18 protein-coding genes and 4 pseudogenes are annotated in these 26,416 nt (G+C 56.3%); 11 read left to right on the top strand and 11 right to left on the bottom strand.

The window, feature by feature from the left end:
- Positions 1–75 precede the first annotated feature (75 nt).
- From IPK17_RS15315 to IPK17_RS15280, 7 genes and pseudogenes are all read left to right on the top strand, one after another.
- Positions 76–276, top strand: a pseudogene (locus tag IPK17_RS15315) (TrmO family methyltransferase domain-containing protein); the annotation flags it as partial.
- Positions 277–684: 408 nt separating this feature from the next.
- Positions 685–2,811 (top strand): alpha-galactosidase, encoded by a 2,127-nt coding sequence (locus IPK17_RS15310; RefSeq protein WP_343418558.1) that lies wholly within the window; start codon positions 685–687, stop codon positions 2,809–2,811.
- Positions 2,812–2,938: 127 nt separating this feature from the next.
- The gene (locus IPK17_RS15305) at positions 2,939–4,846 is read left to right on the top strand and encodes an ABC transporter substrate-binding protein (protein WP_343418557.1); all 1,908 of its coding nucleotides are present in this window, start codon (positions 2,939–2,941) and stop codon (positions 4,844–4,846) included.
- A 69-nt stretch (positions 4,847–4,915) separates the two neighbouring features.
- Positions 4,916–5,899, top strand: a complete 984-nt coding sequence (locus IPK17_RS15300) for an ABC transporter permease (RefSeq protein WP_343418556.1) — start codon at positions 4,916–4,918, stop codon at positions 5,897–5,899.
- 24 nt (positions 5,900–5,923) lie between these two features.
- A complete protein-coding gene (locus tag IPK17_RS15295) occupies positions 5,924–7,066 on the top strand; it encodes an ABC transporter permease (RefSeq protein WP_343418555.1) in 1,143 nt (380 codons plus the stop codon).
- Between the two features lie 7 nt (positions 7,067–7,073).
- Positions 7,074–8,118 (top strand): annotated as a pseudogene (locus tag IPK17_RS41060) (ABC transporter ATP-binding protein).
- A pseudogene (locus IPK17_RS15280) lies at positions 8,102–9,143 on the top strand (ABC transporter ATP-binding protein). The pseudogenes IPK17_RS41060 and IPK17_RS15280 overlap by 17 nt, the downstream one beginning before the upstream one ends.
- Here the strand turns inward: IPK17_RS15280 and IPK17_RS15275 are convergent.
- Entirely contained in the window at positions 9,140–10,072 is a 933-nt protein-coding gene (locus tag IPK17_RS15275; RefSeq protein ID WP_343418552.1) for an AraC family transcriptional regulator, read from the bottom strand. The pseudogene IPK17_RS15280 and the gene IPK17_RS15275 sit on opposite strands and share 4 nt — an antisense overlap.
- 85 nt (positions 10,073–10,157) lie before the next feature.
- On the opposite strand from IPK17_RS15275, the gene IPK17_RS15270 reads away from it, so the two are divergent.
- From IPK17_RS15270 to IPK17_RS15260, 3 genes are read left to right on the top strand one after another with little or no spacing between them, the layout of a single operon-like run.
- Positions 10,158–12,773: a DUF5107 domain-containing protein gene (locus tag IPK17_RS15270; protein WP_343418551.1), complete on the top strand. Its 2,616-nt coding sequence runs from the start codon at positions 10,158–10,160 to the stop codon at positions 12,771–12,773.
- The gene (locus tag IPK17_RS15265; protein WP_343418550.1) at positions 12,667–13,479 is read left to right on the top strand and encodes a tol-pal system YbgF family protein; all 813 of its coding nucleotides are present in this window, start codon (positions 12,667–12,669) and stop codon (positions 13,477–13,479) included. The genes IPK17_RS15270 and IPK17_RS15265 overlap by 107 nt, the downstream gene beginning before the upstream one ends.
- Entirely contained in the window at positions 13,479–14,450 is a 972-nt protein-coding gene (locus tag IPK17_RS15260) for a hypothetical protein (protein ID WP_343418549.1), read from the top strand. Before IPK17_RS15265 ends, IPK17_RS15260 begins: the two co-directional genes overlap by 1 nt.
- Before the next feature lie 78 nt (positions 14,451–14,528).
- On the opposite strand, the pseudogene IPK17_RS15255 reads toward IPK17_RS15260, so the two are convergent.
- The 10 genes and pseudogenes from IPK17_RS15255 to IPK17_RS15215 all read right to left on the bottom strand — a co-directional run bounded on the left by IPK17_RS15255 (position 14,529) and on the right by IPK17_RS15215 (position 24,883).
- Positions 14,529–15,448: pseudogene (locus tag IPK17_RS15255) on the bottom strand (glycosylasparaginase).
- Between the two features lie 28 nt (positions 15,449–15,476).
- Positions 15,477–15,704 carry a hypothetical protein gene (locus tag IPK17_RS15250; protein ID WP_343418548.1) on the bottom strand — a complete coding sequence of 76 codons (228 nt, stop codon included), beginning with the start codon at positions 15,702–15,704 and terminating at the stop codon, positions 15,477–15,479.
- Complete coding sequence (locus IPK17_RS15245) at positions 15,701–16,870, bottom strand: aminopeptidase P family N-terminal domain-containing protein (protein ID WP_343418547.1); 1,170 nt, start codon at positions 16,868–16,870, stop codon at positions 15,701–15,703. The genes IPK17_RS15250 and IPK17_RS15245 overlap by 4 nt, the downstream gene beginning before the upstream one ends.
- A 101-nt stretch (positions 16,871–16,971) precedes the next feature.
- On the bottom strand, positions 16,972–17,211 hold the full coding sequence (locus IPK17_RS40580; protein ID WP_350341634.1) for a hypothetical protein: 240 nt from the start codon (positions 17,209–17,211) through the stop codon (positions 16,972–16,974).
- Between the two features lie 478 nt (positions 17,212–17,689).
- Positions 17,690–17,815, bottom strand: a complete 126-nt coding sequence (locus IPK17_RS15240; RefSeq protein ID WP_343418546.1) for a hypothetical protein — start codon at positions 17,813–17,815, stop codon at positions 17,690–17,692.
- A gap of 117 nt (positions 17,816–17,932) precedes the next feature.
- Positions 17,933–19,021: a GTP-binding protein gene (locus tag IPK17_RS15235; protein ID WP_343418545.1), complete on the bottom strand. Its 1,089-nt coding sequence runs from the start codon at positions 19,019–19,021 to the stop codon at positions 17,933–17,935.
- Between the two features lie 93 nt (positions 19,022–19,114).
- On the bottom strand, positions 19,115–21,730 hold the full coding sequence (locus tag IPK17_RS15230; RefSeq protein WP_343418544.1) for a GH116 family glycosyl-hydrolase: 2,616 nt from the start codon (positions 21,728–21,730) through the stop codon (positions 19,115–19,117).
- A gap of 2 nt (positions 21,731–21,732) precedes the next feature.
- Entirely contained in the window at positions 21,733–22,605 is an 873-nt protein-coding gene (locus IPK17_RS15225) for a carbohydrate ABC transporter permease (RefSeq protein WP_343418543.1), read from the bottom strand.
- Between the two features lie 13 nt (positions 22,606–22,618).
- On the bottom strand, positions 22,619–23,521 hold the full coding sequence (locus IPK17_RS15220) for a carbohydrate ABC transporter permease (RefSeq protein WP_343418542.1): 903 nt from the start codon (positions 23,519–23,521) through the stop codon (positions 22,619–22,621).
- Between the two features lie 63 nt (positions 23,522–23,584).
- The gene (locus tag IPK17_RS15215; RefSeq protein ID WP_343418541.1) at positions 23,585–24,883 is read right to left on the bottom strand and encodes an ABC transporter substrate-binding protein; all 1,299 of its coding nucleotides are present in this window, start codon (positions 24,881–24,883) and stop codon (positions 23,585–23,587) included.
- Between the two features lie 397 nt (positions 24,884–25,280).
- Between IPK17_RS15215 and IPK17_RS15210 the strand changes: the two genes are divergently transcribed.
- The gene (locus tag IPK17_RS15210) at positions 25,281–26,234 is read left to right on the top strand and encodes a LacI family DNA-binding transcriptional regulator (protein ID WP_343418577.1); all 954 of its coding nucleotides are present in this window, start codon (positions 25,281–25,283) and stop codon (positions 26,232–26,234) included.
- Positions 26,235–26,416 lie beyond the last annotated feature (182 nt).

Here is a 26,416-nt window from a genome sequence, read left to right as displayed (position 1 = left end):
GCCACGCCGCGCACACTGCCCAACCCATCGTTGACCATCCACTGTCAGTTCCCCGCCGCGTGATGTACTCCAAGTCATCCCCGCGGCGAGATCGAAAACCCGCTTACAGGTGTTTTTGCAACGCGCTCCCCGGCGCGCCCGAATCCTATCGGCTTGCATCGCGTGACTGTGCTTGAGATCAATGGATGCCGCTTAAAAATCGGTCCCATCGAAGCAATTGATGGGACGCCTGTTATTGACATCAAAGCGGCACTATCCCAGTTGGATGACTCGTAAAATGCGACTCTGATCGGCGGAAAAACAGCTCAAACCGATCAAAATGGTCAAAGCTGAATGCTCTTTTTTTGACCAAAACGGGAACGTGAAAGCGCAATCTGAATTCTCAATGATTCGTGTTAGCTGCGCCGCGCAGCCAACGCGAATAGCTCAAGATTGTCGCAGTTGAGTTTCGCTTTGGGTAGAGCAAGGACAACAATAATCAGAAGATAATCCAATGAATGACGTAATTTTCTATTGCACGTCATCGGCGGTTGATGTATCGTAAAACAAAATAAGAGAAACACACGTATGATTTTCTTGAAATTGACACTTACTCCACTCCTCATGGCTCCATCTGCCTAACTCAAGAAATAGGAAGATATTCCATCATGCGTTGTGCCTGTCTCTCTGAGGAGCAGCGATTTGATGCGCTTTGTTCAATTCATTGAAACCAGCCAAAACGAATATCTTTGGGTACTCGAAACGCAAAACATGGGATATGCCTTTGTGTGGAACGCACATCGGCTTGAGAATGTGTACTGGGGAGCAAAACTTCCCTATCCCGCCGACTACCTGCCCCGCGAGTTACCGTTCGACCCACTGGGAAACTGGAACTTTGCGCGCAATACCCATGAAGAATTTCCCGCATGGGGCGACTACAAGTTCAATGAGCCGTGTTTGAAAGTACGGTTTGGCGATGGCGTCCGCGCCTGTCTCCTCGACTATCGGGATGCGACGATCAGCGAAAATGGCGCTGTTACGAGGCTGACCATTCATCTTCAAGATGAGCATTATCCCCTCCGCGTACGCCTGATCTACGACATCTACGCTGACTATGATCTGATTGTGCGGCGCGCCGAGATCGAAAACGTGGGCGGCGAGGCTGTCGAGATCGAGCAGATTCTTTCAGCAGCCTGGCATCTCCCGCAGCGCGACGCTTATCAACTCACATCGCTCAGCGGCAAGTGGGGCGGCGAATTTCAGCTTCAGCGCGTTGAACTGCCGCGGGGCAAGCAAATCATCGAACGGCGGCGCGGCAGCACTGGTTTCGACTCTAACCCGTTCTTCGCGCTGGCCGACGGTCTGGCACAGGAAGACGATGGCGAGGTCTGGTTCGGCGCGCTGGCGTTCAGTGGCAACTACAAAATCGTCATCGAACGGGACGCCTTCGAGCATATCAACGTGAGCGGCGGCATCCACGATTTCGATTTCCGCTGGCGGCTTGATGCGGGCGAAACGTTTGTGACACCCAACTTTGTCGCGGGTTATACCGCGGCTGGCTATGGCGCGGCGAGCCGCGCGCTCCACGCCTACGAGCTGGAGCACGTTGTGCCGCGCGCCACTGCCCGCCAACCTCGCCCCATCGTGTACAACTCGTGGTATGTCACCGAGTTCGATGTAAGCCTCGAAAATCAAGAAAAAGCCGCAGAACTGGCGGCGAAAATGGGCGTCGAATTATTCGTGATGGATGATGGTTGGTTCGGTCAGCGCAACACTGACCGCGCCGGACTGGGTGACTGGTACGTCAACCGCGACAAGTTCCCCAGCGGCTTAGCGCCGCTCATCAACCGGGTGAATGAACTCGGCATGGAATTCGGCATCTGGGTCGAACCAGAGATGGTTAACCCGGACAGCGATCTGTACCGCGCGCATCCTGACTGGGTCTACCATTTCCCGAATCGTCCGCTCAGTACAGGGCGCAACCAGTATGTCCTCAACGTAGCGCGCCCCGATGTGCAGCAGTTCATACTGGACTTCATGCACGATCTGCTGGGGAACAACAACATCAAGTTCATCAAATGGGATATGAACCGTCACTTCAGTGAACCCGGTTGGATGGACGCGCCTGAGGGGCGTGACCGCGAACTCTGGGTCCGCCATACCCGCGGTGTGTATGCCATTTTCCGCCAACTGCGTGAGGCGTACCCGAACGTACTCTTTGAGTCGTGTTCTGGGGGCGGCGGGCGCATCGACCTCGGCATTATGCAGTACGCCGAGCAGTTCTGGATGAGCGACAACACCGATCCCTATGATGACTTATTTATTCAAGAAGGGTTTACGCTGGCGCACGCTCCGCTGACGCGCATGATGTGGGTGACTGATACCAACTGGCTCAATGGCCGCAGCTATTCCCTCGAATTTCGCTTTCATCTGGCGATGATGGGCGTCCTCGGCATGGGAGCGGACATTACCCGCTGGTCGCAAGCGGACTTGGACAAGGCCGCGGAATTGATCGCCCTCTACAAGGACATCCGCGAAACGATGCAGTTCGGAGCTTTTTACCGCCTGCGCTCGCCTCGTGAAAGCGCGCTCAGCGCCTTTGAGTTTATCCACCCTTCAGGACGCGAAGCTGTCGTCACCGTCTTCCTCAGCCAATCACAGTTCGGGTATTTTTCCACCAACGTGCGCCTCGCCGGACTTGAACCCAATACCCGCTATCAGGTAGACGGCTGGGACGAACCCTGGAGTGGGCAAGCGCTCATGCAGCGCGGGCTGCCGATCGCACTCAAGGGGGCTTTTATCAGCAAGCTGATCCGGCTGGCGCGGGTGTAGTTGGTACGCACCAGATTTGACGAGCATATGCGCCGCACATCTGAGAAAGGAGCAAACCGAGGTTTCTGCCCATTCCAGCATCTTCGAAATAGATTTAGCACGGCTAGATGAGGTTAGGAGTATTGCAATGCTTAAGCGTGTTTTGTTAGTGGTTGTACTAGTGCTTGCGGTCAGCAGCATGGTGATGGCGCAGGCTACTTACACTGAAGCTCCATCACTCGCCGAACAAGTAGCGGCGGGCACCCTACCCCCGGTCGAAGAGCGTTTGCCCCCAGAACCGCTGGTCATCGAACCGGTCGAACAGGTGGGTGAATACGGTGGCACCTGGCACATGATCGACCAGAACAATGAGCTCGGTTTCACCCTCATGACCACAGGCGTCGAGGGCTTCCTCAAGTGGAACCGCGATGCGTCGGGCTTCCGCCCCAACGTTCTCGAATCGTATGAGTGGAACGATGATGCCACCCAGTTAGTCGTGCATTTCCGTCAGGGCATCCGCTGGTCGGATGGCGAACCGCTGACGGTGGATGATTACCTGTTCTGGTGGAACGACATGGTGCTGGACGAGAATATTCCCGTCGACCCGGCATCCGGGACCGTTGTGAATGGCGAGCCGATGACTCTGGAGAAGATCGATGACTTTACGCTCCAGTTCACATTCGCTGGCCCGAATCCGCTCTTCCTTGAAAATCATTCGCGTGGCCCGTGGAATTCGGCGCAGTCGATCGTGCCCGCGCACTATATGGAACAGTTCCATCCCGGCTACAACAGCGCGGTGACCGACACGACCGAGTTGATGAACCGTTATAACACCTCAACCCGCCTCCACTACCCGGATATGCCGACGCTTGGCCCGTGGATGGTGACGAGCTATGTGCCGGATCAACTGGCGACTCTGACACGCAACCCGTACTATTGGAAGGTCGATACCGCGGGCAATCAACTGCCGTATATCGACAACCTTCAGGTTGAAATTGCTTCCGGCGCGGTGTCGGAACAGGTGGCGCTGCGCGCCATTGCCGGTGAGCTGGACATGCAGGTGCGCGATATCGCATTGCAAGACGTGCCTCTCATCCTCGAAAGTGCTGAAGCTGGCGACTACCACGTGATCATGTGGGATCGTGGCGACTTTGCATGGCCGTGGCTGATGCTGTTCTACGATCTGGCGGATGATGGTCTGGAAGACCTGATGTATACGCAGGCATTCCGGCAGGCCTTGTCGGTGTCGATTGACCGTATCCAGATGAACGATGTGACCGCGCTTGGTCTCGCGACGCCGCGCCAGTTCTCGATGCTCCCGTGGGCAGAGGAATTCCAGAGCCCTGAGGGTCAGGCGCTCTACGAAGAATGGGCGAACTCGTACATCGACTACAGCCCGGAACAAGCGGGCAGTCTGCTCGACTCGATTGGCGTCGTCGATGCGGATGGTGACGGTTTCCGGGATCGTCCCGATGGCACGCCGCTGGAACTCACGATCACCATGTTCCCCGATGATCCGAAGGTGACGCAGAGCCTCGAACTGATCCAGGGAGACTGGCAGGACGTCGGCATCAAGACGAACATCAACATCATGACATGGGATGAATACACGGCCGCCAACGAAGCCGGTGAAGTTCAGATCTTCGCGTGGCCGAGCGCCGCGGGTTGGGGTCTGCTGTCCGCGCCGTCGGTGTGGGCACCGGTCGAAGGTGTTCAGTGGGCAATGGCGGGTATGAACATCGGTCAGTATTATCAGACGGGTGGCGCTGAAGGGGTAGCGGCGCGCGAAGGCTCGATGCTGGCGCAGCTGCAAGAAGTGTACAGCCGCGCGGCAGCGGCAACGAACGCCGAAGACCGCAATGCTGCGCTTCTGGAAGCGTATCGCATTCACGTCGAACAGGGACCGATCACCATTGGGACAATTGGTCAGCATCCCAGCCCGGTCATTGTCAGCAATGACTTCCACAATGTACCGGAAGTCGGTCTGGTTGCCTCGTGGGATCTGGGTTACCCCGGCACCGCCGACCCGGAACAGTTCTACATCGACCAACCGTAACGGGATATCAGCACGTTAGTGTGAGGGGGTGGTCATCCTGCCCCCTCACCAATGATTGGAGCAGAAAGTATGTCGAGATATATCGTGAGGCGGTTGCTCCAGTTTATCCCGTCGATGATCTTGATCGCGTTTGTCGGCTTCCTCATCATGGAATTGCCTCCCGGCGACTACGTGAGCAACTATATCCGCGGGCAGAGTCTGGGCGGCAACCGCGACGCGGCGGCTCAAGAACAAGCGATGCGCGAGCAATTCGGATTGGATAAGCCGTTCCTGCTGCGGTTTGTCGACTGGACGGTGAACCTCGCTCGCGGTGATTTCGGCATTTCATTAGCAACGGGCATGTCCGTTCGAGACATCATCGGCAGCAAGCTGGGCGCAACGGTCGCGGTTTCACTCTGCGCATTCATCCTGTCATGGGGGATCGGCATCGGCCTCGGCGTCTACTCGGCAACGCATCAGTATTCCCGAGCGGACAATTTTTGGACGACCGTTTCGTTTCTTGGTCTGGGCTTGCCCGATTTTCTGATCGCGCTCGCGTTTCTGGTGTTCGCGTGGCGGCTGAACGGCGAAGTCCTGACGGGACTGCAATCCCCTGAATTCATTGGTCAGCCGGTGTCCGTCGGGCTGGTGATCGATTTCCTCAAACACCTGTGGATTCCGGTTGGCGCAGTGGTCATTACCGGCATGGCGTGGGTCATGCGCGTGATGCGTGGTAATCTGCTCAATGAACTGGGCAAAAATTACGTGATCGCCCTGCGCGCCAAAGGCGTACCGGAACGCACTATCATCTGGAAACATGCTTTCCGCAATGCGCTGCATCCCCTCATTGGCGCGCTGAGCCAGACACTCGCATTTTTGGTCAACGGCTTTGTGATCACCAGCGTCGTGCTCGACCTGCCCACGATCCAAGTCACGTATATGGATGCTACGCAGGCACAGGACTTGTATCTTGCGGGGACGATCTTAACGTTTATCGGCTTGCTCGTCTTGCTCGGAACCCTCGTATCCGATCTGCTGCTGGCGTGGCTCGACCCACGTATCCGGTTCTCGTAGCGCGTGGGAGGCTGATCGATCAGCATGGCGACTCTACCTAAAACAAGTGATCATACCGACGCCCGGCTTGCGCGCAAAGCGGACGAAGTCAAACTGGTATCGGTGCGCCGCCTCATGTGGCTGCGTTTCAAGCGCAACCGTCTGGCGCTCGTCGGGGGGATCTTCCTGCTGCTGATGTACCTGGCAGCGATTTTCGCCGGGTTCGTTGCCCCGAATGACCCCACGCTGGTTAACGGCCAGTTTGTGTCCGTCGCGCCGCAGGGGCTGCATTTTTTCGATGAGACGGGCGCTTTCCACCCGATTCCATTTGCCTACGGCCTCAAGTCGGCGGTTGACCCGGCGACCTTCCGCCGAACGGTCGAGATTATCCCGGAAGAAAAATACCCGCTTCAGTTTTTTGTGCGGGGCGCGGAATACAGCATTCTTGGCCTCATCAAAACCGATATCCATCTGTTTGGCGTCGAAGAGCCCGGAAAATTGTTTTTGTTCGGTACGGACTCACAGGGGCGAGACATTTTTAGCCGCGTGTGGTATGGCGCGCAAGTGTCGCTGTCGGTCGGCTTGATCGGCGTGTTTCTGACGCTGCTGTTTGGTTCGATCATCGGCATTGCCAGTGGGTATCTTGGCGGCTTGTTCGACGACATTGTGCAGCGTATCATCGAGCTGTTGATGTCGTTCCCCCAACTACCTCTGTGGCTGGCCCTGGCGGCGCTCGTCCCCGATAACTGGCCGTCCGACCGCATCTATTTCTCGATCACGATCGTGCTGGCGATCCTCAGTTGGGGTGCGCTGGCGCGACAGACGCGCAGTATGGTCTATGCCCTGCGCGAAGCGGATTTTGTGACGGCGGCGCGTTACTCCAACTGCAGCGACTGGCGCATCATCACGCGCCACCTGCTGCCGAATACGATGAGTCATATCATCGTCATCGCCACCACCGCCATTCCCGGCATGATTCTGGGCGAAACAGCCCTCAGCTTCCTCGGTTTGGGGATTCGATCACCGCTGGTCAGTTGGGGACTGCTCCTCAGCGACGCGCAGCACGTTCGTGTCTTGATCCAACAACCGTGGATTCTCACGCCCGCCATGTTCGTCATCGCGACGGTCATCGCCTTCAACTTCTTGGGTGATGGTCTGCGTGATGCCGCCGATCCATTTGCAAAGTAGCGCTGATATGACGACTGAACAACCGCTGCTCCAAATCAAAGACCTGCGGACGCATTTCTTCACCGAAAACGGCGTCGTCCGCGCGGTGGATGGCGTCAGCTTTGACATCCCGGTCGGCAAAACGCTCGGGGTGCTGGGGGAGAGCGGCTGCGGCAAATCCGTCACCGGCTACTCCATCCTGCAGTTGATCAACGCCCCCGGTCGCATCGTCGGTGGTCAAATCCTTTTTGAACGCGATAGCAACGGGCGCAAAGAGGTTGTTGACTTACTGAAATACGGCGCACGCGGCGAGGACATCCGCCGGATTCGCGGCAATGAGATCGCGATGATCTTCCGGGAGCCGATGACCTCGCTCGATCCCCCTGTTCACCGTCGGCGATCAGCTTGCCGAAGCGGTGCTGGTCCATCAGAAAGTGTCGAAGCGGAGCGCCCTGGATCGCGCCGCTGAACTGCTCGACAAGGTACGCCTACCCCAAGCGCGCGAGCTGCTGACGAAGTACCCGCATCAGTTGAGCGGCGGGATGCGTCAGCGCGTCATGATCGCGATGGCGCTCACCGGGCATCCCCGACTGTTGATCGCGGACGAACCGACCACCGCGCTCGATGTGACGACCGAAGCGCAAATCCTCGAACTGATGCGCAGCCTGCAAGAGGAATTCGGCATGGCGATCCTGTTCATCACGCACGATCTCGGCGTGATCGCCGAGATGGCGGAGTCGGTCGTCGTCATGTATCTGGGCAAAGTGGTCGAAAAGACGGACATCCACACCCTGTTCGCCGATCCAAAGCACCCCTACACGCAAGCGCTGCTCGAATCGATCCCCAAGATCGGACACAAGCAGGGAGGCCCACTGCGCACCATCGAAGGGATGGTGCCTTCGCCCTTCGACATTCCATCAGGCTGCCTGTTCCACCTCGCGCTGCGCGCACTTCATGCCCGGCGTCTGTGATGCTGCCGTCCCAGCCGAAACCCCACTGACGAGGCGCACACCGTGCGCTGTTATCTCTACTCCCAACAGGCAGAAGGAGACGCTCATGTCAACTGGGCCTAACGCGGTGCGCGTGGCGGAACGCCCGCTGCTGGAAATCTTCCACCTCAAGAAGCACTACCCGATCACGCAGGGGCTGCTCAAGCGCACAGTGGGTTACGTCAAAGCCGTCGACGATGTGAGTCTCACGCTCTACGAAGGACAAACGCTCGGGCTGGTGGGCGAGAGCGGATCGGGCAAAACGACCTTAGCCCACAGCGTGATGCGCGGCATCGACCCGACGGCGGGATCGGTGATCTTTCACGATCAGGAGCGCGGCGCGGTTGATGTGGCGAGCGCCGATCGCGCAACCCTGCGCCATGTGCGCCGCAACATGCAGATGGTGTTTCAAGACCCGTTCTCATCGTTGAATCCGCGCATGACGGTGCTCGACATCATCGCCGAGCCGCTGGAAGTCAACGCGATCGCCACAGGGAAAGAGGCGCAGGAGCGCGTCGCCGAACTGTTACAGCTCGTTGGGCTGCGGCCGGAGTACATGCGCCGTTATCCGCACGCCTTCAGCGGTGGTCAGCGACAGCGGATCGTCGTCGCTCGCGCACTGGCGCTCAATCCGCGTCTGGTACTCATGGATGAGCCGACGTCAGCACTCGACGTGTCAATTCAGGCGCAGACGCTCAATCTGCTCAAGGAATTGCAGGATCGGCTGCACCTATCGTACCTGTTCATCTCGCACGATCTCGGCGTGGTCGAACACGTCAGCGATGTGGTGGCCGTGATGTATGTCGGGCGCGTGGTCGAAATCGCGCCCACGCACAAGCTGTATCAGCAGCCCAAGCACCCCTACACCGAAGCCCTGCTGTCCAGCATTCCCAAACCCGATCCGACGCGCAAAAACAGCGCATCGCCATTACCGACGAAATCCCGAATCCGGCGAATCCACCGACGGGCTGCCATTTTCACCCGCGCTGCCCTACGCTCAAGCGCTGTGCAGCCGGGAAGCACCACCGCTGCGGGAGATCACGCCGGGGCAGTTTGCGGCGTGTCATTTCAGCGAAGACTTGAATCTGAAAGGTGTGAACGACTTTTAGTCCCACGGACCTTCGCGCGGTTCGAAACGCTCTTCGATGCCGCCGCGCGGCTTGTTGCGATACTCCGTGGGAGCCATGCCAACCATTTTTTTGAAGAGGCGCGAGAAATATGCCGGATCATCGTAACCCAGCTCATCGCTGATCTCGCGCACTGTCAGGCTGGTGAGGAAAAGCAGTCTGCAGGCATGTTGAATTTTTAGGTGAATGAAATAGTCGATGGGCGAATAGCTCGTCTGCTCTTTGAAGAGACGCGAAAAGTGCGACGGCGATAAATCGGCGTGCCGTGCCATTTCCGCCAGCGTCAGCGGCTTATGGACATTGTGGTTGAGGTATGCGAGCGTCGCGTCGAGGTTATGAAACTTGCTGGTTTGGAGGGTAGGCGAAAACGCTCGATTGTTGAAGAACAGGCAGGCGAGCAGGTGATGCAGCGTTTGCGAGGCGTAGATCATGCGCTCCAGCACGAAACCAGTCATCAGTGCCTTGCAGCATTCCGCAAACAGGTTTTGCAATGTGGACATCGCATCTTCATCGACGGATAGGCTGTGTTCCCCGGACGAAAGCTGATGCGCGAAGTAATCCGCGTTGCTGCCCGTGAAGTGAACCCAGTAGATCGACCAGGGGGCAGAGTCGGATGCCCAGTAGGTATGCGGTGTGTTGCGCGGAATGAGCAGCGCTTGATGCGCGTGCAGTATTCCCTGTTCGCCGTTCAGATCATACCAACCCGACCCTGCAAGACAGAGGATCAGGATATGTTCGTTCGCGCCATTTTCGCGCTCGCAGTAGTGAAACCGTGCTTCGGGATACCAGCCCATATCAGTCGCCATGAGCGGTTGAACGAGCGGGTGTTCGGAGAAGCGGGGCAGGATGTGCCGGGGAATAACGTAACGAATCTCGTTTTTGAAGCCTTCGCGGAGTCTGATCTGAGTCATCGAACGCCTACCCAAGTCAATTTCTGAGCGATTATAGCATGTGCGCACTGGTGAGCGTGAACCGCCCTGGTGCAAGGAGCAGCTTATGGGAACAACAGATCATTCCGTGCAGATGCGGGAAGAACGGGTCACGATCCTGACTTACCCGGTCGGTCAGCCCGACAAGAACCCGATGTTTCTGGAAAAGCGTGTTTATCAGGGGAGCAGCGGCAGCGTCTATCCGCATCCGATTATCGAACAGGTCTTCGACGAGAAAGAAGACCGCTCGTACACTGCGATTTTTCTCGAAAACCGCTACCTCAAAATCATGCTTCTGCCCGAACTCGGCGGCCGCGTCCAAATGGCGCTGGACAAAACCAATGGTTACCACTTCATTTACTACAACCGCGTCATCAAGCCGGCGCTCGTCGGTCTGACCGGCCCGTGGATTTCCGGCGGCATCGAGTTCAACTGGCCACAGCATCACCGCCCGAGCACGTTTGAGCCCGTGCATTACCGCCTGCAAGCCAATGACGACGGGAGCAAAACAGTCTGGTTCAGCGAAATTGAGCGCATGTTCCGCACCAAAGGCATGGCTGGTTTCACCCTCTACCCTGACCGCGCCTACCTCGAAATTAGCGTTCAGCTTTACAACCGGACAGATTTCCCGCAAACGTTTCTGTGGTGGGCCAATCCAGCCGTTCACGTCAACGATACGTATCAGACGGTGTTTCCGCCGGATGTGTACGCGGTAATGGATCACGGCAAGCGTGACGTATCCAGTTTCCCGATTGCGACGGGTACCTACTACAAGGTCGATTATTCCCCCGGCACCGATATTTCCCGATACAAGAACATCCCCGTGCCGACATCCTACATGGCCTATCATTCGGATTTCGACTTTGTGGGCTGCTATGACAGCACCCCCGAGGCGGGCATGCTCCACGTCGCCAATCATCACGTCGTTCCCGGTAAAAAACAATGGACGTGGGGCAACGGCGATTTCGGACAGACCTGGGATCGGCATTTGACTGACGAAGACGGCCCCTACATCGAGTTGATGTGCGGCGCGTACACCGACAATCAGCCCGATTTTAGCTGGCTGCAGCCCGGCGAAGAGAAGCGGTTTACGCAGGTGTTCATGCCGTACAAGCGCATCGGCGCAGCGAAAAACGCTTCGAAGGATGTTGTTCTCAATCTCGAACCTTCTCTCGGTTGCAGCCGCATTGGCGTGTACTGCTCTGCGCCGCGCCGCGTGCGGGTGACGCTGAGCGCGCGCGGGCAGCAGGTCTACGATGCGACCCATGCCCTCGATCCCGAAACAGTGCCCGACACCACGGTCACTTTGCCGGATGACGTGTCCGACACCGACTTGACGCTCACGGTGTGGGACAAGGATCAGCCGCTTCTGACCTATACACCGCTCGCCCGCACTGACAACGACGTGCCCGCACCCGCGACACCCGCCAAACCGCCGGCTGAGTTGGAGTCGAACGAGGCGCTGTTCCTGAACGGCCAGCATCTGGAGCAGTACCGCCACGCGACCTATCGCCCGGAGCCATACTACGAGGAAGCCCTGCGGCGCGATCCGCTGGACAGCCGCTGCAATAACGCGCTCGGTTTGCTGCTCCTGCGGCGCGGCAAATTCGCGGACGCTGAAGGCTATTTCCGCACGGCTATCAAGAGTCTGACGCGCCGCAATCCGAACCCCTACGATGGTGAACCGTACTACAACCTGGGTCTAGCGCTGGATTACCAGAGCCGATACGACGAAGCCTTCGACGCGTTTTACAAGGCGGCTTGGAACAGCGCGTGGCAGGATGCTGCCTACTTCGCGCTGGCGCGGATCGCCTGTCGCAGACGGGCCTGGCAGGAGGCGCTTGAATTGGTCGAGCGATCGCTGCAGCGCAACACCCGGCATATGAAAGCGCACATCCTGCGGGCGGCGGTGCTCCGGCAGCTTGGACAAACCGAGGCAGCGCAGCGCGCCGTCGCTGGCGCGCTGCAGCTCGACCCGCTCGACTTTGGCGCGCTGTTTGAACGGCGCTGGTTAGCGGGAGATACCACCTACCGCCAATTCATGGGCGCTAATGTCCACGCCTATATTGAAATTGCACTCGATTACGCGCACGCGGGTTTGTCTGAGGAGGCGCTCGACCTGCTCCACGTCGCACCGCAGACGGATCCCATGGTCAAGTATTTCGCCGGTTGGATTCAGTTGGAAGCGGGCAATGCACAGGCAGCGGCAGTCAGCTTCGCCGAAGCGCAGGTTCTACCACCCGATTACTGCTTCCCGAACGCTGTCGAAACTGTGCCCGCGCTTCAGGCGGCCATCCAGCACAATCCGACTGATCCACGCGCGCCATACTACCTCGGCAGCTTCTGGTATGCTCACCGTCGCTACGACGAAGCGCTGACCTGCTGGGAACACGCTGCCGAACTCGATCCGTCTTACCCGACCGTTCACCGGAATCTCGGGCTCGCTTACATGAATAAGCTGCACGACAGCAACCGCGCACGAACGAGTTATGAGCGGGCATTCAGCCTCAATCCGCTAGATGCACGTGTCCTGTTTGAACTTCGACCAACTCGCCAAGCACCTGAAGCGACCGCCAGTGGAACGCCTAGCGCGCCTGGAACAGCACGACGAGCTGGTGCGGCAGCGCGACGATCTGACCGTCGAGCTGGTGACGCTGCTCAATCTGCTCGGGCGGCAGGATGAAGCGCTCGACATCCTGCTTCGGCGCACGTTTCACCCGTGGGAAGGGGGCGAAGGCAAGGTGATCGCGCAGTACGTCACCAGCCGGATCGAACGGGCCAAGTGTCACCTTGCAGCACAGGACTATGAGGCGGCAGTACGCGAACTCGACGCGGCACTGGTCTTTCCCCGTAACCTCGGCGAAGGCAAGCTGGCAGGTGCGCGGAATAATCATATTCATTATTTCCTCGGTGAAGCGTATGCGGGACTTGGCGATCAGACTCATGCGCACGAGCATCGGGAGTTCGCGGCTTCGGGATCAAGCGATCCAACGTCCCCGCTGTACTACAATGACCAACCACCGGACATGATCTTTTATCAAGGGATGGCGCGTCTGGCACTAGGCTCGGTTGATCAAGCCCGGGCGATCTTCGAACGGCTCATCAGCTACGGGCGCGAGCACCTGAACGACGATGTGAAGATGGATTACTTCGCCGTATCACTGCCGGATTTCGTCGTATTTGACGCAGATCTGAATCAGCGCAACCGGATTCACTGCCACTACATGATCGCGCTTGGTCTGCTCGGTTTAGGCGATGAGGCAGGCGCGGATCAAGCGTTTGCGTGGGTGCTGGCAGAGCAGCCTGCTCATCTCGGAGCTGCCCTGCACCGCGAGTGGATGCGGGCGCGCCGCAAGTACGCGACTCTGAGACCGGAGGCAAATGATTGATGTGCCCGGTTGCTCGTGCTTCTGAAACGGACTGGTTAGGTCAGCCCGCCCTCGCCCTTGAGACCATTGCGCTGCGCTTCGTGACCGTGCCGGCGATGGGCGCGAAAATCGTTTCACTGTTCGACAAGCGCGCGAACCGCGAATGGCTGCTGCCGCCCATCCACCGCCGCTTCGAGCCAGCGGCTTACCGATCAGTTTTCACCGATCAGGACATGAGTGGTTGGGATGAGATGTTCCCAACAATCGATGAATGTGTCTATCCGGTAGACGGAGCGTATCAGGGTAAATTACTTCCCGATCACGGTGAGGTGTGGGCGATTCCGTGGGAAATCAACAACGTGACCAACGACAGCTTCAGCTTGTCGACGAGCGGACGTGCGCTGCCATATCGCTTGACGAGAACCACACAGATCTTGGAGGATGCGCGCTTACGCCTCACCTTCGACGTAGTCAACACGGGGAGTGAACCCCTCGTCGCGCTGTGGGCGGCGCATCCGCAGTTTGTCGTCGATGGCGACACGCGGATCCGGCTGCCGCACACAGTGACGCAAGTCGTCAACGTGCACCCAACGCCCGATTGGGGCGCGGTCGGAAACATTTACGACTGGCCGAACGCCCGAGCGCAAGACGGCAGGCATCACAATTTAGATCACATTGGTGCGGCTGACCGGCATAACTGCCGCAAGTTCTATCTGCTGCCCGACCAACCCGTGAATTGGGCAGCGCTCCAGCAGGGCGGCGATGGCGCGTGGCTTCGTCTCTCGTGGAATGCAGCAGAAGTACCCTATCTGGGAATCTGGGTCGACGAGGGGACGTACAATGCGGCTCCGACCACCGCGCTTGAGCCGTCGACGGGGTATTACGACAAGTTGGATTTTGCATGGCAGAACGGGCGGGCGATGGTGCTGCCGTCCGGTGAACCCGTGAGCTGGCAGCTCGACTTAGAAGTCGGCAATGGACCGCTCGCCTAGCTCACGTTCGCGCCACGAGGTTTGATTTGGTCGATAGGGGGCGCGACATGTCGCGCCCCCACAACGACCTTCGGCGGCCTACTTCACGCCGAGGTTGACTCCCATCTTCTTCACAGGCATGTCGTCGCCATCTACCGCTACGTAGTAATGCGGTGTTGGGTGATCACTGCCATAGCTGTAACCGACGAATCCGCCGCCACGCGCATCGATGGCGTACAGCGTAATGCCGATATTCTGATCAGGATGGTAGCGGATATCTGCCAGCGCTTCCCTGACCGCTTCTTCGACTGAACGCCCTAATTGCAGGTAGGCGACGGTCATCCGTGCGAGCCCGAAGCGGATGGCGATCTCTCCCATCCCCGTGCAGGCCGCCGCGCCATAGCGATTGTCCGCATAGAAGCCGGCCCCGGCAATCGGCGTGTCACCCAACCGACCGGGATACTTCCACGCCCAACCGCTGGTGCTGGTGGCAGCGGCGATATCGCCAGAGCTGTCTTGGGCGAGATAGATGGTCGTTCCGCCCGAACGCTGCGGATCGCGCCCGCGATAGACGGCATCGATCAGAGATTGCTCCCCCGAGGCGGGATCGAAGTTAAACTGACGCCGCCATGCTTCCCACTGCGCGCGCATCTCGTCGGTCAGCAGTTCACCCCGCTCAGCGTGGATTTCGTGGGCGAAGCGTGCCGCGCCTCGCCCACCAGCAGAACATGGGGCAGGTCCTGCATCACCGCGTAGGCCACACTCACGGGATGAAGATAGCCTTGCAGGGCCCCAACAGCGCCGCTCGCCCGTGTGCGCCCATCCATCACGCCCGCGTCGAGTTCCATCACGCCGAGCGCATTCGGGTATCCGCCTCGACCAACCGATTCGTCCGCCGTATTCGCCTCGACCGCCCGTATGCCTTGTTCCAGCGCCTCAAGCGCGGGTTTTCCCTCACGAAGTAACTGCCAAGCGATCTGCGTGCCCGAGTTGAACCAATCACCACACAGCAAAATCATCGTTTCGCTCCGTTATGGTGGTCAAGATCTAACGCACGATGCGCAGCGCGAGACGTGGGTTAAGAACGTAGGGCGTGAGATACCCCTGAAGGTTGCTAAACGGCAGAACTTCCGGCTTGAGTGTAATGCCGAGCATTTGCTCCATGAAACGACGGCGAGCCTGAATGCGCTCCCAGGCTTCGGGGTATTTTTGCGCGAATTCGGCGCGCAGCGCATCGTCCGCCAAAGCGATTCCGTCCTCAATGTTCGTGCTCACGTAGGCACTCCCCGTCGCTGGGATAATGTCGATTTGCAGCGCCATCCCCGACTGGAGCGGAATCTCCGAGCCGGCGTAGATGGGCGAATTGACCCATTCATCCAGATGGATATAGTGCCGGGATTCAGCCCAAGGCCGAAAAACGGATCGCCGAGCCGTTCATGCACAAGTTGGTAGATTTCCCCGCCCGTCACGCCGATGCCAATCGCCTCATACCATGCAGCAGCGGTGGCGAAATACGGTGCCACAAGCTTGTCAACATAGTCACTTATCCCGCCGGGCAGTTCGTCACCGCTTTCCACAAGGAAACCACCGCGCGATGTGAGCGCTCCCCACAACCCGACCGCCGTCGTCAGGTATTCGCCCCGTTGAATCGCGCGCAGACTCGGGCTTGGGAGGCCATAGGCGGCCCGGTGACCTGCCGATAGCATCGTGTGAACTGCCACTGGCAGACCCGGCAGCTGCATACGCTGAGAGAGTTCGAGTTCCGTCATCCCGGGTTGAACTGCAAACAAAACATTGCGGACCGCCTGTGATGCCCACGTCGCCGAGAATTCGAAGGCTGCCAGTTGATCGACTTCATTGATGATGCGCAGCCCATCCACCGGATTCATGAACAGGGCCGTCGCGTTGACCACATTAGCCGAATTTCCAGCGATTTCGCGCAGCGTATCGGTGATGAACGCCGGTACTTCGATCCACGTTTGCGGTGAAGATGTTTCCCGCGTATCAAAGTACTTCCAACCGACCAATCCGATCCGTTGACCTGCCTGAAGTCCGGCATTCCGGAAAATTTTAGCTAAGGAGGGGTTACCAGCGCGCGGCATGCCCATCAAGCTGAAGCTACGGTAGAGTACGCGCTGGATGGGAGCAGGCGAAAGCTCGGCGTATCCCCAGCCTTCCAGCCCAATGACCAGCGCGGCTTCCCGTCCGGGCACTAAGATCAGCAGAGACTCCTCAAATCGCGGATCATAGCCGCTTAGGTAGGCCAAGTTGGCGAAATGCTCGCGATCGCCGTAAACGACCAACGCATCGAGTTCCGCCGCTGCCGCTCGCTGCTGAGCCTGGGCAATCCGCCTCGCGTAATGCTCTCCAGATACCGTTGGTTGCACGGTTGGAAGTCCAAATTCAGGTAAATCAATTACAGCCAGTTCAACATGAGACATTAGTTTTTCCTTGTGTATCCGTAGATACGGTTTATCCTCACATTTGTGGAAGCAATATAACTTGCCCTCAGAGCTCTAAACAACTCCCTTACTCTATTCTCTCAGGCGCAGGGATTATAGCCAACTCCCAGAATGCCGGGTGGTGATAATGGCGTCCCACTTAGCACTGGTGTCCCATACGGCCAACAAAGGCTGCCGCTGTATACGCCGCTGGCAGCAAAATAACGTCCATTGGGACTCCATCCGATAGTAGTAACGTGGCTAAAATGACCTTGATCAGGGACGGGGATGCGAATTAGTTGGAGGGCAATCCAGAGAAACAGTTTGTGATCGTCATTCACATCGACAATATAACGCCCGTCGGGGCTGAGCGCCGCCAGCGCCCTTCCCGGCAGATGCGCGATGAACTCCAAATCCGCTGTGTAAACGAATGCGCCGCGCCCGATCACGCCGCGCGTCTATCACGTCCGAGGGATTAAAGACTTGGGCGGAGGCAGGGACGATCTGGGGTATCACGACCATGAACGACAAAACAAACCAGATCGGCGGCGGACGGCGCATCGGGTAGACTCCTCGGCAAGTCTCACCCAAAGTTGCCTGATTGTCAGTCTGCTCGCCTGACGGCTTTCCCGCGCTTGCACGGCGCGAAATTTGCATTTGAGAAGGCGAAAAACTCTACATGGACTGCATACTCTTCATGGATCGAGGCTTCCTATGTAGAGTATGCAGAGTATGTAGACAATGAAGTGTTTTTTCGAGATTGCATCAACGAGTTGATTACATCAGAAGGCTGACCAACTCGTTGGTGCATGAGTTAAATCACGAGACGGCGGCAATCTCGTAACGACGCATCATATCGAGTACCACATCTCGACGGATGCAGTACATCATTCTGTCCATCTGACGCTTGCGATTGCCCGTGTCCAACAATTGCAGTCGAGTCATGATGTGGGCAATCCATTGAGCGTGCCCCAGTTGCTCAACTGGTTGTCCTATGAAACGCCAAAACTTGGCCCACTGGGGCGCACACTTTAGCGAATCCGGGTGGTGAGGGTGCTGGGCTTATGTTGCCCTTTTGGGGTTTCCGCTTATTCGATGAGTGGGTTTGGGCGGCAGCGGGCGAAAACACTCTAAATGAGTCAGGTAGTACCGCGACAGGGGATCAGGTCGATTAGCCTCGATACTCTGACTCACGGCTTGCTGCAATCGGGCCGTTTGGGTATCGACCCGAGCGTTCAGAACAAAGTCAAGCTGATCAGTGGGGTCATCTTGCATATCAACATCCCATGTCACGTTCCCACCATAGTCGGTCAGACTCGTTTTGAAGGTCGAAACGGGAGTTGTGACCTTCGCCTTAATATGGGCGATAGGGGCAGGATGCAGGGTTTCTTCAAGCGATGTGAATAACTGAGTTATCCAGTGACGGGGTAAAAATGGACGAGATGCACGGATGCTGCCCCGCACATTCAGCCAAGCTAACTCGGCCTCGGCTTCGGCATACCGGGCGTAATCTATGTCTAGTTCGATCTCATTGGAGCTGGTTAGTCCCGCCAAATGATTAGCCCAGCGCTCGATTCCAGCGCCGGATCGGGCTGAGACGATAAACGCACGGCTATCAGGAAACTGTGACTGAAGCTCGTCCTCACGTCGACGCTGCGCTGCGGCATCGATCAAATCTGTTTTATTGAGCAGGATGACATCTGCTTCTCTGATTTGGCGTTCGAATAGATAGGCCACATTTGGCGAGAGAGTCTGAACGTCTCGGGTCGCATCTACAACTATGCTCAACGGCGCGATTTCAAACTGTTCCGGGAATAGCTGCTTAAGTGGACGAATCACGGTTGCGAGGAGATCTGTGCAGCTGCCGACCGGTTCCGCCAGAATGATGTCGGGTTGAATCGAACTTTGGAGCTGCGCTATGGCTTTAAGTAGGTCATCAAACGCACAACAAAAACAGCTCCCTGCGACTTCTGCGACGGGAAACCCCTGATGTTCCAGCAACGCGGTATCGACTAGGTTGGAACCTTGGTCGTTAGTGATAAGTCCAACCCGGAAACCCTGATCGATGAACCGACGTGCTGCCTGTGCAAGCAGGGTCGTTTTGCCGGCGCCTAAGAACCCGCCAACGATCACTAAACGCGTTGCTACCATCCAATCACCTATTCAATAACAGCGTGAGACATCGCCTTAACATTGCGCACGCTGTCGCTGTGTTAAGACGATGCTCGCACTGTCCGGTCGATGCTAGTGTTGAATAGTCAGAGTGCTGCCCGCCTTCACGCTGAGCGCCTTGGCGAAGCGTACTGTGTTATCGTTAGCGGAGTGGGTGATAGTTTCATCATTTAACGCTGCCGACTGGATTTGCTGTCCGTTCGTGAGTGGTAGCTGTAATTCAGTGAGCCTTAGTTCCCCGTAGAGTACCTTGAGGACAGAGTACGATTCACGCGTGCTGAACTCACCCCAGGCGCTGTCCAGTGACCAGAAAACCCGGAATTCCCCGGCCTCCATGCGGATTGGGGCAAAACCGATGACCCCGCTCACCATGTCAAACTGAAAGCCTGAAAAAGCATTCAGCAGCCCGAAGCTTGCCATTGCCCGGGCATAATTGCTACCACACTCGATTTCGTTCCATGGATTCCGTTTTTCACCGTCGTAACGATTCCGAATTGCTTCTACACACTGCATTCCCTCATCAATCAACCCCGCTTGCAGCATGTGAATGGCAGCCGCCCACTCGAAACCTGTCATGGTCTCTTGGGAATACGGGACGGGGATCATCGGTTTGATCCGTCCTTCAGGCCAGGCACAAATGACCAGTCCCCCTTCATCGTTCAGTGAAAACAGCCGCCAAGGATTGTATTCATTGCGCATGGTGGATTTGAAGTTATAGCGGAAGGTTGCAGCCAGCGCAGTTTTGGTTTGTTCGGGGTCGAAGATCTCACCAAGTCCATAGAGGTTCGCGTGCCATTGGCCGATCAGCATGTCAATTTCTACGCCTTCGCCGATCTGATACTTGATTTCGCCGTGCTCTGCACTCCAGTACATTTCCGTGGTTCGATCATCCTCACGATCGAATTTTTCGAGCAGGCTGTAGTCCTTAATATCAACCACTTGTCCATAATATTCACCATTGAACAGGTGATCGTCCGCCCATATTTTTCCGCGGGCAAAGATGGAGCGCAGTTCCTGAGCAAATTTTGGTTCATCGAGCGCCTCAGCCATTTCTGCCGCCGCTTTGAGTGCTCCCAGATAGAAGCCTGTTAACCAAGCATTGGGACCGAACAACTCCATGTCTAGGGTGTGATGCTGGCGTCCCCACAGCACGCCCGTTTTCTCCGGGTCCCACAGATCCCGATTTTTGTCGCTCCACGCGAACTCTATCGTCTTCTTGATCGTTGGCCAGAGACTGCGCAGCCACTCCGTATCACCGGAGATTTTCCAGTCACGATAGGTCTTCATCACATCGCCAAACTGGCCGTCGGCGCAGGGACGAAAGTTACTATATTTCAGCCCGATGGGTAATTGAATGCGAAAGTGGCTGCCGCCATCAGGATCGACATTGTAGCGGTAGTTGGCGGTGCGCATGGAGCGTTCAAGTCGTGGGAAGAGAAAGGCTTGAGTCTGAGCATAATTCCAGACGTGGGTACATGAGCCGTAACAGCAGCCTTCAGTTTCGCCGACCCCTTCCCAGCCATAGAGTGTCCCATCCTGAAGCCGCAGGATTGTTGGGCTTTTGAGCACTGACATGGTTGCCGAGATGGCATCAATAGCGACCAGCGGCAGTGTACTGCCGAACAAGCTGTCCTTGAATAACTTGGTTGCCCCATACAAGCGATCCCATTCTTGCAAAGCGTAATGCGCACTAACGCGTGAATTTTCCCACTGAGTCGCATAATAGTTCTTCCACGCGTTGGGGATGCCTGCGGCTTTTGCCCGCTCATCGACATCGTGCTGCCAGTAGTTACGGTTATTCGGAAAGTTCCAAGTGATGACGAAGCGCACACAGCGGGTTTCGCCGGGGGCCAGCGTGAGATGGGCAGCGAGATTAGCGTTGTCGCGCTCATGCCACCCGCTGGAAACAAAGCGCTTCTCACGCGGATAGTGACGATTCTGGAATTTCCCGGGCTTCATCAGGTCGCGCCAATAGATTTCGAGCGCATCTGTCCACGTGCCGCGATACCAGTATTCCTGATAGCTGCAATCCGGGGCGTCCGTCGCGAGGGTTAAATCACCATACTCGAAGGCATCGGTCGCGATGTCGCTGGTGCCAATATGGAGCATGTGGTATTGACCGTCGTGGCTGACTTCGTTGAAACCCTGTGAGCGGAAAACATTCCCAAGTACGCCCACGACGGTATAGTCGAGCGGTGTCTCTGTGGTGTTCGTCAGGCTGATCTCGAAGAAAGCGGCTGGAAGACCGGAGTCATCCTCATTCGTAGGAATGAATGGATTGAAGGCGATCAGCGATATGTTTCCGGGGAAGTTGTGATCGGAGAATGTGATTTCGGCGAATGGATATTCTCCTTTGAAACTGTGTTGTTCAAAGTGGGGCATACCGCCCAGCGATTCGCGCAGCGGCCCCCATCCGTACCCTTCAAAGAACCAAGGACGCCCAAACAGGCCAGTGTAGGAACCGGTCAGTTCGCCGTTGAGCACACGCGCATCGAGCAGCTGACCCGCGCGCTCCGCTTTGACGGCGAAATGCGAGAAACCGTTCACGCTGCCTTTGTTCGGTTTGTTGAAGATTTCCCAATCGATCAACCGACCATTGCCGGCTAGGCCAATGCAACCTGTACCTATTCCGCCAATCGGGAAAGAGATTTCTGCCGTATGTGCATCCGTATAGTCAAAACGACTCATATTTAACCCTTAATTCCTGTTGCGATGACGCTCTTGACAATGTAACGCTGCAGCACGATGAAGACGATTAGAACCGGGATGACCCCCAGTACTGTGCCTGCCGCGGTTGGGCCTAGAGCACCCCCATAAATGCCTTGCAGTTTCTGTAGACCAACCGTATAGGTCAAGAGATTCTCGTCCTGGATGAACACCAGTGGGCCGAGGAAGTCATTCCATACGCCGACGAACGTCAGGATGCCGAGCGTAGCCATACCGGGAGCGGCCAGCGGCAGCATGATGCGAAGAAAAATGGCAATCGGTCCAGCCCCATCCACCCGTGCCGCATCCTCGTAATCGGTCGGGATCGTCAGGAAGTACTGGCGCAGGAAGAAGACACCAAAGGGATTGATCAAACCCGGCAAGATGAGCGCGAGATGCGTATTGTAGAGTCCAAGTTGCCGGATGACGATGAACATAGGCACGAGTGTGATCTGTCCCGGTATCATCAACGATGCGAGAAGAATGAAGAACAATGTATTGCGGCCCGGAAATCTGAGGCGCGCAAAGGCGAAAGCCGCCGTCGATGTGGTAATTAACTGGCCAATTGTCACCGCTGTGGCAATTTTGACCGAATTCCACATGAACAGCCCGAAAGGCAACCGGTCGAACATCTCGTTGAAGTTGTCGAGGTTCGGATGCGTGGGAATCCACTGAGGAGGCAACCGGACAGCTTCGGCAGGATCGCCAAAGGCACCCTGAATAGTCCAGCCAAATGGCGCGATAATGCCGAGCGCGCCGAGTGCCAGAACGATGATTGCCAACAACTGCGGAAGATCCTTGCCGAAGCGGGATGGAGAACGTTGTGTTTCGGCAGGACTGAAAAGTGCCTGTAGCATGGTTGGCTCCCGCTTATTGATAATGAATATAACGGCGACTTAGGATGAACTGCAGGGTTGTCATGCCAACAATGACCAGCAGCAGCGATACCGACAGCACAGCGCCGTATCCAACGCGGAAGGAGCGAATTCCGCTTTCGTAAATGTACATAACAATTGTACGGGTCGCATCGCCGGGACCGCCACCAGTCAGGATGAAGGATTGACCGAAGATCTGCATGGCACCGATAGTGCTCGTAATGATGAGAAAGAGCATGGTGGGGGTCAACAATGGCATCGTGATATAGCGGAATTTGTGGAGCGTCGTCGCACCATCAACTTCAGCGGCTTCATAGTAATCGCGTGGGATGTTCTTCAGACCGCCGAGGAAGATCAATGCATAGAAGCCAACATTCTTCCATGTATCGGTGATGATGACAGCGATGGGTGACCATGTGCTTGAGAGCAACCAGTTGATCCGATCGACGCCCAGAAGTCCCAAATAGTAATTTACAAGCCCTAGGTCCTTGTTCAACAAAAACTGCCAGATTACAGCAACGACGACGGTTGATACGACCGTGGGGAAAAAGTAGGCGGCACGAAAGAAACCGCTGAGCACCCCTGGCATTTTGGCATTCAGGAGCAGGGCGATGCCTAAGCCGAGGGTTAGATTACTAATGATGAGCCCGAAGGCCATTCCAAAAGTTGTTTTGTAGACAGTCAAAACACGCGGATCTTGAAGAAAAGCCTGTATATTTTCTAACCCAACGAACTCAGGCGGTTTGAACATGGACCAGTTAAAAAACATCAGGCTGATGCCAACGAGCATTGGAATTGCCAGAAAGACGACGAAACCAAGCATCGTCGGTGCAATAAAGGCGTAACCGATCAGCGCTTCGATCACTTTGCGCCTGCGCAATGTCATGGTGCGTTCCATAAAGGCCTCCTCGGCTGAAAATGAGTGGGGCAGTTCTTTCACTAGAACTGCCCCATAACTTCCTTAGCCGCAGCTTGAAGAGGTGATTTCGCTCTGGGCAGCGTTTAGTGCATCTTCAACGCTGACTTCGCCTGAAAAGATATTGGTGCTGGCCCGTCCAAGTGCACCGTAAACGTCAGACGCGTTCTTGGGGGATGGCAGCATGTTTGCACCGTTTCCAAACGAGAGTGAACCGTAGAAACGTTCAGCATGATCTGGCGGGAAGTTCAGCAGCGATTCAGCCACACTCCGGCGAGCGGGAACGTTGGAAGCCGGTGCATCATCAGCGCCGACCAGCGTTTGCTGGACCGATTCGCTCGTCAAATACTTGATGAATTCCCAGGTCGCATCGGGGTTCTGGGTTGTACTAAACATGGCGTAGCCGTCGACGCCGACAACTGTTCCGCTGCTGGGATTACCAGGCCAATAAGCGATGTCGTAGTCGGAGAAATCCATGCCCATGAAGATCCCGACCATCCACCGACCTGCGCCGAACATCGAGATGTCACCATTCTGGAACTGCTCGAACAGATTGGCGGTGCTGCCGGGGGTGGGTGAGACTCCATGTTCGTAGACGAGGCTGCTGAGGAATTCGAACGCCCCGACGACTTCCGGAGAATTCAGTTGGGCATTGCACCAGTCGCCGGACATGAAGCTACCGCCATTGGATGCGAACCACGGCTCAAGACCGAACGGCCCACCGCCAATATCATACCCGTAGCGGTTCGGTTGCCCGTCCCCGTCCGTATCTTCGGTCAAAGCCTGCGCTGCCACGAGAAAATCATCCCAAGTCCAGTCGTCAGCGGGCGGTTCCAAACCGGCTTCGGCGAAGCGCGCTGTGTTATAGTACATCAGCATGCTGTTCCAACTGTGGGGCAGCAAGTATTGACTGCCGTCGATAATGAACGGCTCGATCAATGCCGGATCGACGTCATTCAACAGCTCGTCGACTTCGGCTTGATCCCGGGCGATATATTCATTAAGTGGGGTCAGGACACCTAGATCCACCAGGGTGGCTACACCTTCAACTGCGACATAAATCACATCGAGCGGCTGCCCACCAGCGATAGAACGGGCTGCCGCCTGAGCGTAGCCATCCCAGCCTTCGGTCGCGGGACCACCGATCAGATTAACTGTCACATTCAGGAAGGTTTCGTTGAAACCGGCGACAATGGCTGCCCAGTTGTCCCGCGATTCCGGACGATCATCGAGGAAGAAGAAGTTGACTTCGCCGCTCACGTTATCCTGTCCAGATACCGGGACGACAAATGCGACTAGCAGAAGAAGCACCAGCAGGGCAAAAATGCTGCGTCGTTGCGCCATTGATCAAGCTCCTTAAATTCAGTTGTTCTGTCAAATTTTGTCTATGCTTTTGTTGGAATGCCTATGTTAACTCGCGTATTCACCTCCTTGACCTTCCTCCTTTGAGGGAGTTGTAGTTTTAGGGAAATAGACCTAAAAATTTCACTGAAACTACAGTAAAATATTTAGAAAAAGAGTAGCGCGGTTTTAGCGAAACGTCAAGACCACTGGTAAAATCAGTTTAGCAGTAGACAAGTGGTATTCAGTTCGATCTCCTCGACACGCTTCCATCAACAGATGGGATGGGCCTTCGCAAGGGCGTGAGATTGTCATGTTAAAATCAAGCGCGGCGAATGAGCAGGCATAGAAACTATGGCAAAAAGACGACAATGCAGGATGTAGCAGCGGAAGCCAACGTATCTTTAGCGTCGGTCTCCTATATCTCAACAATAAGCCCGGCCTCAGTGATACAACACGCCAACGCATTGCCGAGGCAGTAACTAAGCTTCGTTATACTCCGCGCAAGGCGAATGGCAGCGAGTCAACGCTCATTGGGCTCCTCGTCGAGCGCCTGCCATTTTCAATGTTCTCGGAATTGCATTACGGTGATGTTCTGCACAGTATGGAGGCGGCAGCGCGGGATCTCGGTTATAATCTCATCCTCGTCATTGTCGAGCCCGGTCAAAACATCTCTGATCTCAGAACGACTACGCAACCTTGGGGTGTGATTGTGCTGGGCGGTGGTGACATCACTGCCGAGGTTATCAGTAGTACCTTGGAAGTCGACATTCCTGTCGTGTTAGTTGACGTCTCGCTACCGGGACGCGCGCTCAACTGTATTCTGGTGGATAACCAGTCCGGGGCGTTTCAATCTACACGATACCTGATCGAACGCGGGTATCAGCGAATTGCGTGTATTCAAGGTCCAAAAAAATACCCCAGTCTGATCGAGCGCTTTCAAGGCTACTGTTTCGCCTTGATCGATGCGGGTATTCCTCTGGAAGCCGGGTTGATCCAACCGCCGATTTCTTCGGGCTTTCCAAACAAGGGGTATCGCGAAATGCTAGCTCTGTTAGAGCGTGGCGAGCGGTTTGATGCTGTGTTCTGCGTGAGTGATCGTACTGCCTTTGGGACGCTTCAGGCGCTACAGGAGTCTGGATTACGCGTGCCTCAGGATGTTGCTGTGATTGGCTTTGACAACACTGTCCAATCGAGTTACACCACGCCGCCGCTCACTACCGTAAACATGCCCAAAAAAGACTTGGGTGAAGTGGCGGTACATCGCCTGTATGATCTCATGAACGGCGAAACGCTCTTGCAGCCCGTAAAGATTGTGCTGCCAACCTCGCTTGTGATTCGCGACTCGACCTAACGTTTGAAACACTATTTCAGTTGTGAACAAGGTCTATAAGTTAGACAAAAAATCACTCGCTCTTTTCCTACGGAGCAAGAAGTTGGGACAGGGTGACGTGCGAATACGCTATACTTGGAACTAATGGTGTTTTGTCCCTCTGACTGGACGACTAGTCCACACGGATTGAGAGTCGAGCCTGT

It is taken from the genome of Candidatus Flexifilum breve, from assembly GCF_016713355.1.
Note: the sequence above shows the minus strand (reverse complement) of the source record. Positions and strands in the feature narration are given on the sequence as shown.

What these genes read in the sequence shown, in the direction of transcription:
- IPK17_RS15300 (WP_343418556.1), top strand. Translation starts at nt 4,916, where the DNA reads ATGTCGAGATATATCGTGAGGCGGTTGCTCCAGTTTATCCCGTCGATG.
- IPK17_RS15230 (WP_343418544.1), bottom strand. Translation starts at nt 21,730, where the DNA reads ATGAGTCGTTTTGACTATACGGATGCACATACGGCAGAAATCTCTTTC.
- IPK17_RS15270 (WP_343418551.1), top strand. Translation starts at nt 10,158, where the DNA reads ATGGGAACAACAGATCATTCCGTGCAGATGCGGGAAGAACGGGTCACG.
- IPK17_RS15275 (WP_343418552.1), bottom strand. Translation starts at nt 10,072, where the DNA reads ATGACTCAGATCAGACTCCGCGAAGGCTTCAAAAACGAGATTCGTTAC.
- IPK17_RS15260 (WP_343418549.1), top strand. Translation starts at nt 13,479, where the DNA reads ATGTGCCCGGTTGCTCGTGCTTCTGAAACGGACTGGTTAGGTCAGCCC.
- IPK17_RS15245 (WP_343418547.1), bottom strand. Translation starts at nt 16,870, where the DNA reads ATGTCTCATGTTGAACTGGCTGTAATTGATTTACCTGAATTTGGACTT.
- IPK17_RS15235 (WP_343418545.1), bottom strand. Translation starts at nt 19,021, where the DNA reads ATGGTAGCAACGCGTTTAGTGATCGTTGGCGGGTTCTTAGGCGCCGGC.
- IPK17_RS15220 (WP_343418542.1), bottom strand. Translation starts at nt 23,521, where the DNA reads ATGGAACGCACCATGACATTGCGCAGGCGCAAAGTGATCGAAGCGCTG.
- IPK17_RS15240 (WP_343418546.1), bottom strand. Translation starts at nt 17,815, where the DNA reads ATGACTCGACTGCAATTGTTGGACACGGGCAATCGCAAGCGTCAGATG.
- IPK17_RS15305 (WP_343418557.1), top strand. Translation starts at nt 2,939, where the DNA reads ATGCTTAAGCGTGTTTTGTTAGTGGTTGTACTAGTGCTTGCGGTCAGC.
- IPK17_RS15215 (WP_343418541.1), bottom strand. Translation starts at nt 24,883, where the DNA reads ATGGCGCAACGACGCAGCATTTTTGCCCTGCTGGTGCTTCTTCTGCTA.
- IPK17_RS15295 (WP_343418555.1), top strand. Translation starts at nt 5,924, where the DNA reads ATGGCGACTCTACCTAAAACAAGTGATCATACCGACGCCCGGCTTGCG.
- IPK17_RS15225 (WP_343418543.1), bottom strand. Translation starts at nt 22,605, where the DNA reads ATGCTACAGGCACTTTTCAGTCCTGCCGAAACACAACGTTCTCCATCC.
- IPK17_RS15310 (WP_343418558.1), top strand. Translation starts at nt 685, where the DNA reads ATGCGCTTTGTTCAATTCATTGAAACCAGCCAAAACGAATATCTTTGG.